Here is a 13,632-nt window from a genome sequence, read left to right on the forward strand (position 1 = left end):
GGGAAAGACAACGGGATGGGGCCGCTTAGGGCAGCAGGCCATCCACCATCACCTGCGGAAAGCCGCGCGAGCAGGGCTCAACACGGGCCTGCACGCCATAGACGCGGGCCAGCAGCTGGGGGTTAATGGCGTCGCGTGGCGGGCCATCGGCCTGCAGCTCGCCGTTCTGGAGCACCAGCACCCGGTCGGCATGGCGCAGCGCCAGGCCCAGGTCATGCAAGACCACCAGGGTGACCATGCCGCAGCGGCGAGTCTGCTCACCCACCAGCGCCATCACATGGAACTGGTGGTTCAGGTCCAGCGCCGACAGCGGCTCATCGAGCATCAGCACCTGGGGTTGGCGGATCAATGCCTGCGCCAGCCCGGCCAGCTGCACCTGGCCGCCCGACAGCTCATCGAGGTGGCGCATGGCCAAATGGTCGATGCCCAGTTGCTGTAGCAGCGCGGCGCACTGCAGCACCGCATCCTGGGGTGCCTCTGCAGTGGCATGCAGCGCATGGGGCGATGCCTTGCGCGCCGCCATCAGCGATTCGATCACCCGCAAATGCACGGCCGCCGGCAAGGCCTGGGGTTGGTAGACCACGCGCCGGGCGCGCTCGGCCAGACTGGCCTTGTCCAGCGCCTGACCGTGCAGGCACACCTGGCCGCTGGCACGGGTCAGCCCTGCCAGCGCCCGCAACAAGGTCGATTTGCCGCTGCCGTTGGGCCCCAGCACCACGGTGACCGTGCCCGGCTGCAGATCGGCGACGGACAGCGCGGGGATAACCACCCGCTTGCCATAGCCCACCTGCAAGCCGCTGATCTGCAGGCCGCCCCCGCTCATGCCCGCCCCCGGGTGCGCAGCACAATCGCCAAAAAGAAGGGAATGCCCACCAGCGAGGTGACGATGCCCACCGGCACAATCACGCCCGGCACCAGCGCCTTGGAGGCTACCGATGCCAGCGACAGCACCAGCGCGCCCACCAGCGCCGAGGCGGGCAGGTAAAAGCGGTGGTCATCGCCCACCAGCCGGCGCGCAATATGGGGCGCCACCAGGCCAATAAAGCCGATGCTGCCGACAAAGGCCACCGACAGCGCCGCCAGCAGGCTGATGCGCAGCAGCGCGCCCAGGCGCAGGCGCCGCACATCCACGCCAAAGCTGGCCGCGCGGTCTTCGCCCAGACGCAGCGCCGTCAGCCGCCAGGCATTGCGCATCGACAGCGGCAGCACCACCGCCAAGGCCAGGGCCAGCGCACCGAGCTTGGGCCAGGTGGCGCGCGAGAGGCTGCCCATGGTCCAGAACACCAGGCCCTGCAAGGCCTCGGCCGTGGCCACAAACTGCAGCAGCGACACCAAGGCATTGAAGCTGAACACCAGCGCAATGCCAAACAGCACCACGCCGGTAGCACTCATCCCGCCCCAGCGGGCCACCCCATCCAGCAGCAAGGCCGAGGCCATCGCAAACACAAAGGCATTGGCCGGTACGGCCCAAGACGCGGGCACGCCCGGCAGGTGCCAGTCCAGCACAATCGCCAGCGCAGCGCCAAAGGCCGCTGCCGACGACAGCCCCAGGGTAAAAGGGCTGGCCAGCGGGTTGGCCAGCACGGTTTGCATCTCGGCCCCGGCCAGGCCCAGCGCCAGACCGACGGCCACCGCCATCAAGGCATAGGGCAGGCGAATGTCCCAGACAATCACGCGCAAGGCCGGCGGCGCAGCATCGGGCGTGTGCAAGGTCTGCAGCAACTGCGGCAGTGCCAGGCCCGCCGGGCCGGTGGTGAAGTCGAACAGCAAGGCCGCCACAATGGCCGCCGCCAGCAGCGCCAGCACCAAGAGGCGCCAGCCGGTCAAGCGGCGGTAGGCCTGGGCGCGCTGGCTCGCCTGGCCGCCATCCACGCCCAGCGCCGCAGCGCCGGTGGCCAGCGGCGGCAGGGCCACGCTCATGGTGCGGCCTTCCGCGGGGCCATATCGCCCCAGTACGCGCCTTGCATCGGCAAGGCCGGCAAAAACCGCTGGTTGATCTCCGCCATCGTGGCTTGCGGGTCCACATCGGCAAAACGCTCGGGGTAGAACCACTTGGCCATGGCCTCGATCGCCAGGATGTTGGTGGGCGCATCGTAGAAGTTGTGCCACAGGCCATGGGCACGGCCCGAGCGCACAGCGCTCAGCATCTCAAAGCCGGGGCGCTGGGTCAGTTCGCGCAGGCTGCTGGCTAACTGCGCGGCGCTCACCCCTTCGCCAGCCCGCACCATGGGCCGGCTGCCTTGGGGCCGGCTGCCGGTGGCGATATAAACAGCCGGGTCCTGGGCAATCAGCGCTTCCTGGTTCAGATCGCCAATCGCGCCGGGTATTTTGCCGGCGGCAATATTCACACCGCCAGCCGCATCGATGAACTCCCCCACATTGCCCTTGCCAGCCGTGTGGCAGCAGCCATCCCAGACACCGGCCAGCAACTCGGCAAACACCAGCGGGCGCTGGTCCGCAGGAATGTTCTTGACCCGCGACTGCACGCGCTGCAGGTGCGCCTCGTAAAAATCCGCATAGGCATTGGCCTGGGCCTCACGCTGCACCGCCTGGCCCAGGATGCGGATGCTGTGGGCGGTGTTGCGCACCGGCTGGGCACGAAAATCGATGAACACCACCGGCACGCCGGCCTTCTCCAGCGCCTGCACCAGGCCACTTTGGCGGCCCGGGCCATGGCCGCCGAGGCCAAAAATGGCGATATCGGGCTGGGTCGATACCGACTTTTCAGCGCTGACGCTTTCTTCCGAGGTGCGCCCGATCAGCGGAATCTGCGTGATCTGGGGAAAGAGCTGCTGGTAGGCCGCCCAGCCATTGGGGTCGGCAAAGGCCAGCTCGCCTTGCCAGCCCACAATGCGCTTCAAGGGCTCGGCGCCCTCCATCAACGCCAGCGCATACAAAAAGCGGCCCTCCCCCAGCAGAATATGGTCCACCTTGGCGGGGATGCGGACCCTGCGACCAACGATATCCACCACCGTCGTGGTCTGCGCCGCTACCTGGGCCAGCGCAGGCGCTGGGGCAGGCTGCAGCGGGGCAGACAGGGCAAGGCCCGTGGCCAAGCTCAGTCCCAAAGCCAGCCCCAGCGTACGCAGCCGCAGCCGCGTTTGCGAAGCCGCAGGGCACAAGGCCGGGAGCGGAGGAAAAGAATCGCCTGCACCCTGCGGTGCCTGGTAGAGCTTCAATGCGGTCATGGTCACAACAAACTAGAATGAAAATCGTTCTTATTGATCGATGAGTCGCCACTCTAATCAGCGGCGCGCCGGCCAACCTAGCGCCGACAGCCCGATTTGCAATGCCATGTTTTCCCGCCCTGCTCCAACACAATCCATTACTTTTTCGGAGAAAACCGTGACGCCCCCGGCCACCAAGGCCCGCATCCTGGTGGTCGATGACGACCCGGAGATCCGCGAGCTGCTCTGCGACTACCTGCGCGCCCAGGGCATGCAGGCGGCCGCCGTGGCCGATGGCCAGGGCATGTGGGATTGGCTGGCGCGCCACAGCGCAGACCTGGTGGTGCTGGATCTGATGCTGCCCGGCGTCGACGGCCTGGCGCTGTGCCGCAGCCTGCGCGAGCGCACGCCCATCGCCGTGGTGATGCTGACGGCCAGGGGCACGCTGATGGACCGCATTCTGGGGCTGGAGATGGGCGCCGACGACTACCTGCCCAAGCCCTTTGACCCGCGCGAGCTGCTGGCGCGCATCAGCGGCGTGCTGCGGCGCACGCGCCAGGTGCCAGCCTCCATGCACGAGCCCGAGCACCTGACCACCCTGCGCTTTGCCGGCTGGACCTTGAACATGCAAAGCCGCAGCCTGCACAACCCCGAGGGCCTGCTGATCAGCCTGGCCCAGTCGGACTACCGCGTGCTCTGCGCACTGGCGCAGAACCCGCAACGCACCCTGAGCCGCGACTACCTGGCCGAGTACACCTTTGGCCGCGAGCGCCAGGCGCTGGACCGCGCCGTCGATGTCTGCATCAGCCGCCTGCGCCAGCACCTGGAGCCCCAGCCGCGCCAGGCACAGCTGCTGCGCACAGTGCGCAATGCCGGCTATGTGCTGGCCTGCGAGGTCGAGACCCTGGCCTGAGCCCGGCTCGTCCTCGTCACCAGGCCTGGCTGCGCTGCTCGCCAGCTTGGCGCGTGCAGATCAAGCACTCGGCGGTGCTGCTGCCGATCCGTTTTTTCCCTGCATACCAGCTGCCTGCCCATGGCCTGGGCTTAAACCCGCACGCATTTTTTAAACAGATTCAGGCTGATAAGCAGACATCCGCGGACGTCCCTGAGCCGCGCATCACTTCCCAATACAAAAGCTGGAAAAAATCACCCCCAGCAGATCATCCGACGTGAACTCGCCCGTGATCGCATTGAGCGCGTGCTGGGCCAGGCGCAGCTCTTCGGCCAGCAGGTCCAGCGCGGGGCTGTCCACATGCAACTGGGCATGGGCGATGTCCAGGTGTTCTTCGACCTGTTGCAGCGCCTGCACATGGCGGGCGCGGGCGATGTAGGTGCCTTCGGCGGCGGGCTGCCAGCCGGCCATGGCCAGCAGCTGCTGGCGCAGGCTGTCGAGGCCGTCACCGGTTTTGGCCGACAGCACCAGCGGCGGCTGGTCGCCAGCGGAGGCAGAAGCCGCAGACGTGCTGAACTGCACGGCCGCCTCGGCGCTTTGGCGGCGCGCCTCGTCAGGCGTCAGCGCATCGGCCTTGTTCCAGACCTGCAGCACCGGCACGCTGGCGGGCAGTTGCTGCTGCAGGGTGGCAGCAATCTCGCGGTCGGCCTGGGCATAGCCGGGCTCGGCCATGCGGGTCAGGTCGTGCAAAAACAGCACGGCATCGGCGGCGGCAATTTCTTCCCAGGCGCGGGCGATACCGATGCGCTCCACCTCGTCGCTGCTCTCGCGCAGGCCGGCGGTGTCGATGACATGCAGGGGCACGCCCTCGATCTGAATGGTTTGCGTGACCTTGTCGCGCGTGGTGCCGGCAATGGGCGTGACGATGGCCAGCTCCGCGCCAGCCAGCGCGTTGAGCAAGGAGCTTTTGCCGGCATTGGGCTGGCCGGCAATCACCACCTTGATGCCCTCGCGCAGCAAGGCGCCCTGGCGGGTGCGCTGCATGACGGCTTGCACAGTGGCGCGCAGCTGGTCCAGCTGGCCATAGGCATCGGCCTTTTGCAGAAAGTCGATTTCCTCTTCAGGGAAATCCAGGGTGGCCTCGACCAGCATGCGCAGGTGTACCAGCGCATCGCGCAGGCGGTGTACTTCTTGTGAGAACACGCCGGTCAGCGAGCGGCTGGCACTGCGTGCCGCCGCCTCGGTGCTGGCGTCGATCAGATCGGCAATCGCCTCGGCCTGGGCCAGGTCGATCTTGTCGTTCAGAAAAGCGCGCTCGGTGAACTCACCCGGCTCGGCCAGACGCAGGCCGGGCAACAGCGGCTTGCCACTGTCAGACTCGGCTTGCGCGGCCTCCAGGCAGCGGGCCAGCAGCAGCTGCAGCACCACGGGGCCGCCGTGGGCCTGCAGCTCCAGCACGTCTTCGCCGGTGTAGCTGTGCGGCGCGGGGAAGTACAGCGCCAGCCCCTGGTCAATCGCCTGGCCGTCCGCCGCCTTGAAGGGCAGGTAACTGGCCTCGCGCGGCTTCAGTGCCTTGCCGCAAAGCCGCTCAATCAGCGGCGCAATCGCCTTGCCCGATACCCGCACAATGCCCACCGCTCCGCGCCCTGGGGCAGTGGCAATGGCAACAATCGGATCGTGGTGGCGGGCAAGCATGGCAGGTCTCTGGCGCGAGTGGGGCAAGCTCGACATTATCGGGGGGCAGGGCCAGCCGCCCGCGCCCCAGGCTATTGGCCCGCCTTGTGCCGCCTCCCCGGCCCCATGAAAAAAGCCTGCTTGCGCAGGCTTTTGGGGCTGTGGAGTGTGTGGCGCGTGGCTTACTTGACCGTGGTCCAGGCAGGGATCGGCCGTGCATCGGCGCGGTAGACGGTCTCGATGCCCTTGCGCATGGCCCAGGGGAAGATCTGGTGGTGCACGGGGATGGTGTAGAAGTTGTCCTTGGTCATCTTCAGTGCATCATTGATCAAGGCATCGCGCTTGGCCGTGTCGGTCTCGGTCTTCATCGCGTCGATCTTGGCGTCCAAGTCCTTGTCGGCAATGCGGCCGCCGTTGTACACGCCGCCGCCGGCTGTGCCCTTGCTGTGGATCAGCGCATCCAAGGAGTAGAGCGAATCAAACGTGGCCACACCCCAGCCGAACAGGTAGGCATTGGGCTCGGCGTTCATCACGCGGGTCACGAACTGTGCCATCGGCGTGGCCTGCAGGCTGGTCTTGATGCCAATGCGGGTCCACATCGCGGTGACGGCCTGGCAGATTGCCTCGTCGTTCACATAGCGGTCGTTCGGGCATTCGAGCTTGAGGTTGAAGCCATTGGGGTAGCCGGCCTCGGCCAGCAGCTTCTTGGCGCCTTCGACGTCGTACTTGGCCGCACGCTCTTCGAGCTGCTTGCTCCAGCCATGCACCATCGGTGCCACCATGGTGCCGGCGGTGATGGACATGCCGCGCATGGTGCGCTTGTGCAGGCCGTCGGTGTCAATCGCCATGTACATGGCCTTGCGCACGCGCACATCCTTGATCGGGTTCTTGCCCGGCGTGCCCGCGCCTGGCAGCTCGTCACGGAACATGTCCAGACCCAGGTAGATGGTGCGGTTCTCGGTGCCTTCAAGCAGACGCAGCTCGGGCGTCTTCTTGATGCGCTCCTGGTCTTGCGGGGGTGGATCGACCATGAAGTCGACCTGGTTGGAGATCAGCGCCGCAGTGCGGGTAGCGGCCGACTTGATGGGGGTGAAGATGATTTCGTCCACGTTGCCGGTAGGCTTGTCCCACCAGGCGGCGTTCTTCTTCAAGGTCAGCTTCACATCCGGCTGCCAGCTGACGGCCACAAAAGAGCCCGTGCCGTTGGTGTTGCGGCTGGAGTAGCTTTCTTCCTTGCCGGCGTAGTCCTGGGTTTTGACGGCATTGTTCTTCTCGGCCCAGGCCTTGTTCATGATGCGCGCTTCGGTCAGCTCGCGCAGCAAGATGGGGTTGGGGCCCTTGAGGATCAGGTCCACGGTGAAGTCATCGACCTTCTTGACCTCTTTGATGCTCTGGGTGGCGCTCATCATGTTCGATGGCGGGGTCATGATGCGGGTCAGCGAGAAGACCACGTCATCGGCGGTAAACGGCGCGCCGTCGTGGAATTTCACGCCCTTGCGCAGTTCAAATCGCCACTGGGTGGGGCTCACCTCGGTCCACTTGGTGGCCAGCGCGGGCTCCAGCTGGAAATCCTTGCCGTAGCGCACCAGCGGCTCATACACCTGCTGCAAGAAAGCATGGGTGGTCTGGTGGTTCTGTGCGTGAGGGTCCAGGGTCAGGATGTCATTGGCACCTGCCCAGCGCAAGGAAGCTGCCTGGGCCGCGCCCGCACAGAGCAACACCGCCAGCGCCAGCGCGCTAGGTCGAAAAACCGATACTTTCGCCATACCTGAACCCCTATTTTGTTGAACACATTTTCAAACAACTCATGCTAACGAAAAAACGGTCGCTAATGCGACCGTTTGGGAGGTGTATCCGGGAATGCCCGCCTAGGCAATCCCTGCATTGACAAATGCTGGCTACTTGAACTTGGGCAGATTGAACTGCGGTGGCACACCCATGCGGGTATTGATGATCCACTGCTGGGCAATCGACAGCACGTTGTTGGTCAGCCAGTACAGCACCAGACCGGCGGGGAAGAAGAAGAACATCACGCTGAACATCAGCGGCATGATCCACATCATCTTGGCTTGCATCGGATCGGGTGGTGCGGGGTTCAGCGCCGTCTGCAGCAGCGACGACAGGGTCATCAGCACCGGCAGGATGAAGAACGGATCGGGCACCGACAGGTCATGGATCCAGCCGATCCAAGGCGCGTTGCGGATTTCCACCGACGACAGCAGCACCCAGTACAGCGCGATAAACACCGGAATCTGGATCACGATCGGGAAGCAACCGCCCATGGGGTTGACCTTCTCTTCGCGGTAGATGCGCATCATCTCCTGCTGCATCTGCTGGGGCTTGTCCTTGAGGCGTTCACGCATCTCCATGATGCGCGGGTTGATCGCCTTCATCTTGGCCATCGACGAGTAGGCCTTGGCATTGAGCCAGTAGAACGCGATCTTCAGCAGCAGCACCAGGGCCACAATCGACCAGCCCCAGTTGCCGATGAAGCTGTGCAGCTTGTCGAGCAACCAGTACAGCGGCTTAGCCAGAATCGTCACCCAGCCATAGTCCTTGACCAGTTCCAGGCCAGGGGCGATGGATTCCAGGGTCTTTTCGATTTGCGGGCCCACAAAGAGGCGCGCATCGATGGACTTGCTCTGGCCCGGTGCAATCTCGCCCAGGTGGGTGATCTCGCCAACCGAGTACAGGTTGGAGCCGGCCTTGCGCACATAGATGTCGCGCTGCGTGCCCTGGGGCAGCAGCCAGGCGCTGGCAAAGTAGTGCTGCACCATGGCCACGTAGCCGTTGTCAGCCGACTTGTCCACGCTGTCGGTCTTGCCGTTTTCGATGTCCTTGAAATCCACCTTGTGGTATTTCTTGGCCTCGGTGTAGACGGCAGGGCCGGTGAAGGTCGAATAGAACGAGGACTCGCCTGGCGGCTTGTTGCCATCGCGCGTCAGCTGCAGGTACAGCTGGGGGTTGACCGCTGCCGAGCCGGTGTTGACCACCTCTTGCTTCAAGCCAATGGCGTAGTCGCCGCGCTTGAGAGTCCAGGTCTTGACCAGCTTGACACCACCCAGGTCGGGCGACTCGAACACCACGCTCAGCTCGTTCTGGCCATCGGCCAACTCACGCGGACCGGGCTTAGCGGTCATCGCCGTCTTGTGGGTCGGGAAGTTGCCACCGATCAGGCCGGTCTGGGCGACGTACACGCGGTTGGCGCTTTCATCGAGCAGCTTGATGGCCTTGGTCTTGTCGTCCTGGTCTGCGTACTTGAGCAGCTCAGCACCCACCAGGGATGCGCCTTCGCTGTCAAAGGTCAGGCGCAGCAGGTCGGAGGCCACGGTCAGCTTTTCGCGGGCAGCGGCCGGTGCGGCGTCTGCCGCAGCGGTGCCGGGCACATTGCTGGCATTGGCCGTGGCTGCCGGGTTGGCGCTGGCTGCGGGCAGACCGGTATCGGTACCGACTGTCTCAGCGGGCGCCTGGGCCGTCACCTCAGGTGTGGGGAAAAAAGTGGGTTTGCGACCATTGTGGATTTGCCACTTGTCCCAGAGCAGGACCAGGGAGAAACCAAATATCACCCACAAGATGGTGCGGCGAATATCGTTCATGAAGACTTCTCAGAGGGGGAAGAGGATGAATCGGCGGGAGTCACCAGACGACTAAACCAGCGGGGATGCGCGGGGACCGGATCAAGGCCGCCCTCGCACCAGGGATGGCAGCGCGCCAGGCGGCGCACTGTCAAATAGCTGCCCATGGCAGCCCCATGCTGTTCCAGCGCCTGCAATGAATAGGCAGAGCACGTGGGCTCGAACCGGCAGGCAGAACCCAGCCAAGGGCTCAGCAGCAGCCGGTAGCCACGCACCAAGCCCATGAGCAAGCGTTGCATCATACGCTAAGCGCCTTGGCGCCGTCGGCGCGCTCGGCTTTGGCGGGCTGGCTGTTTTTGTGCGCGCGCGCAAACAGCTGCATCAGCTCGGCCCGCACCGCTTGCTTGAGCACATCGGAGCTGGGGCTGATGAATTGTTGGCGATCGAACGTGCTGCGCAGGCGCACCACGTGCGCTGCCACCGGCAGCTGCGCCTCATGCAAGGCAGCCACCGCAAATATCTGCCGCTTGATGGCATTGCGCGTCACGGCGCGGCGCGCCCAGCGCTTGGGCACCATGGCACCCAACCAGGTCGCCTCAAACGCAAAAAGAGCCTGTGGCACAACCTTGGAAGGTTGGTCACCAGGCCCTGATGGAGCAGCGGCATTGCCAGGGGCGTTGGCAGGCAAAACCAGCCGATGCAGCGCAAAATGCGCCGTACGGGCGATGGTGCCACCTGCCATGGCGGCCTGAAACTGGGGGCGTGTCTTAAGGCGATGCATAAGTCTCACCCCCTGGTGCAGTACCTGGCACCCGAGAGGTGCCTGCCACCCTGTTGGCCTTACAGGCCCAGACGCTTGCGGCCCTTGGCGCGGCGGGCGTTGATAACAGCGCGGCCACCCTTGGTCTTCATGCGAACGAGGAAGCCGTGGGTACGGGCGCGGCGGACTTTGGAAGGTTGGTAAGTACGTTTCATGATGCAATTCCTAGAGAGGCTTGGTTCCGGTTTGATGGCAGCGTGCGTCCAAAAATGAACACAGAAGCGACCAAGCTCAAGACCTGCTCAAGCGCAACACCGGTGAAATAGTGCGGGCCACCCCTGCTGGCTAGGCCTATGCCTGGCTACCAGCGCGGATGGATACGCGCGTAAAATTCGCCCTGACATGCAGGGAAACCGCAAATTATCGCAGTGTTTACTGTCCTTGGCAATTACTTGGCTTTGTCCTCGGTTTTTTCTGTAATATGCGCAGACTTTTTGCCAAGTCGGCTGTCATCCGGCGCCGCAACCCGTCGATTGCCTTTTTGCAGACAAGTCCATTGTGTGGATAACTTTTGCACAAGCTACAATAGACAGCCGATCAACCTTCCCCCTTATCCACAACAACAACAGCGTGGGGGACGAATATTTCCGTGGGATAACAATGGATGAAGCCAGCCTGGGCCAAGGTTTGTGGCGCGCAGTTGTAGAGCAACTCGCCCAAGAAATGCCCGAGCAACAGTTCAACACCTGGATCAAGCCGCTGACCGCTGTCGTGTCGGACGACTTGTCCAAGGTCACGCTCTATGTGGCCAACCGTTTCAAGCTCGACTGGATTCGCGCCCAATACACCGGCCGCCTGGCCGCCATGCTGGAAGAAACCTACGGACAACCCGTGGCCATTGAACTGGCCATCGCCCAGCGCGATGCCGCTGTGCGCACCGTGGTGCGCCCGCCTGTGCGCAGCGGCGGGCCGGTGGTCTCGTCGTCGCAAGGCAGTGGTACTTCGTCCGGCATGGGCCTGGGGCCCTCCTACGGGCCAGCCAGCCGCAACCCCGCGCAAGCAGCACCCCATGCTGCCGATCAGTACCGCAACAACATCCAGGTCAGCGATGGCGGCCCTGCGCCCACCAGCAACGGCCATGCCGAAGCGGGCGATACCGGCAATGCCAGCGGCAACTTCCGCAGCCGTTTGAACCCGGTGCTCACTTTTGACACCCTGGTCGAAGGTACCGCCAACCGCATGGCCCGCTCGGCCGCCATGCACGTGGCCGCTTCGCCCGGCCATCTGTACAACCCCTTATTCATCTACGGTGGCGTCGGTCTGGGTAAGACCCACTTGGTGCATGCGGTGGGCAACAAGCTGCTGGCCGACAACCCGGATGCCAAAGTTCTCTACATCCATGCCGAGCAGTTCGTCTCGGATGTGGTCAAGTCCTACCAGCGCCGCACCTTTGACGAGTTCAAGGAGCGCTACCACTCGCTCGATCTGCTGCTGATCGACGATGTGCAGTTCTTTGCCAACAAGGACCGCACGCAAGAAGAATTCTTCAACGCCTTTGAAGCCTTGCTGGCCAAGAAGAGCCACATCGTGATGACGTCCGACACCTATCCCAAGGGGCTGGCGAACATCCACGAGCGCTTGGTCTCGCGCTTTGACTCGGGCCTGACGGTAGCCATCGAGCCGCCCGAGCTGGAGATGCGCGTTGCAATTTTGATCAACAAATCGAGGGTCGAAGGCACGGAGATGCCTGAGGAAGTGGCCTTTTTCGTCGCCAAGAACGTGCGCTCCAACGTGCGCGAGCTCGAAGGCGCACTGCGCAAGATCCTGGCTTACTCGCGCTTCAACCAAAAGGAAATCTCCATCCAGCTGGCCCGCGAGGCGCTGCGTGATCTGCTGTCGATCCAGAACCGCCAGATCAGCGTGGAGAACATCCAAAAGACCGTGGCGGACTACTACAAGATCAAGGTCGCCGACATGTACAGCAAAAAGCGCCCGGCCAGCATTGCCCGCCCGCGCCAGATTGCCATGTACCTGGCCAAGGAGCTGACCCAAAAAAGCCTGCCCGAGATTGGCGAGTTGTTTGGTGGCCGCGACCACACCACCGTGCTGCACGCGGTGCGCAAGATCGGTGGCGAGCGCCAGCAACTGACCGAGTTGAACCAGCAATTGCACGTGCTGGAACAGACGCTCAAGGGCTAGCCGATGGAATTTTTTGTTTTCGCCAATTGCCTGCCAGCCGCAGGCACAATGGCAAATGGGACAGGTGCAGAGGGGGCTCCGTGCACAACTGCCGTCCACAACAACACCGCAATTTGACAAGAGGTTGAAATGATTGTTCTGAAGGCCACACAAGACAAAGTCATCGCAGTACTGCAGTCGGTCGCCGGTATTGTCGAGCGGCGCCACACCTTGCCCATTTTGGCCAATGTGCTGATCCGCAAGACGGGCAATGCGCTGCAGCTGACCACCAGCGATCTGGAAATCCAGATCCGCACCACCGCCGAGCTGGGCGGTGACATGGGCGACTTCACCACCACCGTGGGCGCGCGCAAGCTGATCGACATCTTGAAGACCATGCCCAGCGACCAGACCGTGAGCCTGGAGACGCAGCAGTCCAAGATGATCCTCAAGGGCGGCAAGAGCCGCTTTACCTTGCAGACCTTGCCGGCCGAGGACTTCCCGCTGGTGCAAGAGGCGCCCTCGTTCGGCCCCGTGTTCAGCGTGCCGCAAAAGGTGCTCAAGGACCTGATGAGCCAGGTCTCGTTTGCGATGGCCGTGCAAGACATCCGTTACTACCTGAACGGCATCCTGTTTGTGGCCGAAGGCAACACCTTGAGCCTGGTGGCCACCGACGGCCACCGCCTGGCCTTTGCCAGCGCCACCCTGGATGTGGAAGTGCCCAAGCAGGAAGTGATTCTGCCGCGCAAGACCGTGCTGGAACTCCAGCGCCTCTTGTCGGACGCGAGCGGCGACAACCAACCCGTCATCGAGATGCAGTTCGCCAGCAACCAGGCGCGCTTCACCTTCGCCGGCATGGAATTCGTCACCAAGCTGGTCGAGGGCAAGTTCCCCGACTACAACCGCGTCATCCCGCGCAACCACCCCCACAGCATCACCCTGGGCCGCGCGCCGCTGCTGGCCAGCATGCAGCGCACGGCCATCATGACCAGCGACAAGTTCAAGGGCGTGCGCCTGACGATTGAGCCCGGCACCCTGCGCATTGCGGCCAACAACGCCGAGCAGGAAGAGGCCGTGGACGAGCTGGACATCGACTACGGCGGCCCGGCTGTCGAAGTCGGCTTCAACGTCACCTACCTGATCGATGTGCTCTCCAACATGAGCCAGGACATGGTCGCTATCGACTTTGCCGACAACAACAACTCGGCCCTGATCACCAACCCGGAAAACGACAGCTTCAAGTACGTGGTCATGCCCATGCGCATGTAAACCACCGATTCGACCCGCGCGCAGGACTGCACCGACGCAGACCGGCGCGCCACTGAGATTTATTTGATTCAAAGACATGGCAGGTGCCCCGTGCCCTGCCAGTGCAGTACCAAGGCA

12 protein-coding genes are annotated in these 13,632 nt (G+C 63.7%); 3 read left to right on the forward strand and 9 right to left on the reverse strand.

What is annotated here, in order from left to right:
* Window positions 1-25: 25 nt before the first annotated feature.
* The 3 genes from M2375_RS13890 to M2375_RS13900 are packed head-to-tail and all read right to left on the reverse strand — an operon-like array spanning window position 26 to window position 3,188.
* Window positions 26-823: an ABC transporter ATP-binding protein gene (locus tag M2375_RS13890; protein ID WP_259168129.1), complete on the reverse strand. Its 798-nt coding sequence runs from the start codon at window positions 821-823 to the stop codon at window positions 26-28.
* Window positions 820-1,920: an iron ABC transporter permease gene (locus M2375_RS13895; RefSeq protein WP_259168131.1), complete on the reverse strand. Its 1,101-nt coding sequence runs from the start codon at window positions 1,918-1,920 to the stop codon at window positions 820-822. The genes M2375_RS13890 and M2375_RS13895 overlap by 4 nt, the downstream gene beginning before the upstream one ends.
* Window positions 1,917-3,188, reverse strand: a complete 1,272-nt coding sequence (locus M2375_RS13900) for an ABC transporter substrate-binding protein (protein ID WP_259168132.1) — start codon at window positions 3,186-3,188, stop codon at window positions 1,917-1,919. The genes M2375_RS13895 and M2375_RS13900 overlap by 4 nt, the downstream gene beginning before the upstream one ends.
* 157 nt (window positions 3,189-3,345) lie before the next feature.
* On the opposite strand from M2375_RS13900, the gene M2375_RS13905 reads away from it, so the two are divergent.
* Window positions 3,346-4,080 (forward strand): response regulator, encoded by a 735-nt coding sequence (locus M2375_RS13905; protein WP_259168134.1) that lies wholly within the window; start codon window positions 3,346-3,348, stop codon window positions 4,078-4,080.
* A 204-nt stretch (window positions 4,081-4,284) separates the two neighbouring features.
* On the opposite strand, the gene mnmE is transcribed toward M2375_RS13905, so the two are convergent.
* From mnmE to rpmH, 6 genes are all read right to left on the reverse strand, one after another.
* Window positions 4,285-5,754, reverse strand: a complete 1,470-nt coding sequence (gene mnmE / locus M2375_RS13910) for a tRNA uridine-5-carboxymethylaminomethyl(34) synthesis GTPase MnmE (protein ID WP_259168136.1) — start codon at window positions 5,752-5,754, stop codon at window positions 4,285-4,287.
* 161 nt (window positions 5,755-5,915) lie between these two features.
* Window positions 5,916-7,499: an ABC transporter substrate-binding protein gene (locus tag M2375_RS13915; RefSeq protein WP_259168137.1), complete on the reverse strand. Its 1,584-nt coding sequence runs from the start codon at window positions 7,497-7,499 to the stop codon at window positions 5,916-5,918.
* Between the two features lie 132 nt (window positions 7,500-7,631).
* Entirely contained in the window at window positions 7,632-9,329 is a 1,698-nt protein-coding gene (gene yidC / locus M2375_RS13920; RefSeq protein ID WP_259168139.1) for a membrane protein insertase YidC, read from the reverse strand.
* Entirely contained in the window at window positions 9,326-9,610 is a 285-nt protein-coding gene (gene yidD, locus M2375_RS13925; protein WP_182326333.1) for a membrane protein insertion efficiency factor YidD, read from the reverse strand. Before yidD ends, yidC begins: the two co-directional genes overlap by 4 nt.
* Window positions 9,607-10,089, reverse strand: coding sequence for a ribonuclease P protein component (locus M2375_RS13930; RefSeq protein ID WP_259168143.1), 483 nt, complete (start codon window positions 10,087-10,089; stop codon window positions 9,607-9,609). The genes yidD and M2375_RS13930 overlap by 4 nt, the downstream gene beginning before the upstream one ends.
* A gap of 59 nt (window positions 10,090-10,148) precedes the next feature.
* A complete protein-coding gene (gene rpmH, locus M2375_RS13935; RefSeq protein WP_084635723.1) occupies window positions 10,149-10,283 on the reverse strand; it encodes a 50S ribosomal protein L34 in 135 nt (44 codons plus the stop codon).
* A 445-nt stretch (window positions 10,284-10,728) separates the two neighbouring features.
* Here rpmH and dnaA point away from each other — a divergent pair, with 445 nt between their 5' ends.
* Window positions 10,729-12,267, forward strand: a complete 1,539-nt coding sequence (dnaA, locus tag M2375_RS13940) for a chromosomal replication initiator protein DnaA (RefSeq protein WP_259168148.1) — start codon at window positions 10,729-10,731, stop codon at window positions 12,265-12,267.
* A 129-nt stretch (window positions 12,268-12,396) separates the two neighbouring features.
* Window positions 12,397-13,515, forward strand: coding sequence for a DNA polymerase III subunit beta (dnaN, locus tag M2375_RS13945; protein ID WP_259168150.1), 1,119 nt, complete (start codon window positions 12,397-12,399; stop codon window positions 13,513-13,515).
* Window positions 13,516-13,632: the final 117 nt, after the last annotated feature.

Source organism: Comamonas sp. BIGb0152, assembly GCF_024809975.1.
Classification (GTDB): domain Bacteria; phylum Pseudomonadota; class Gammaproteobacteria; order Burkholderiales; family Burkholderiaceae_C; genus Comamonas.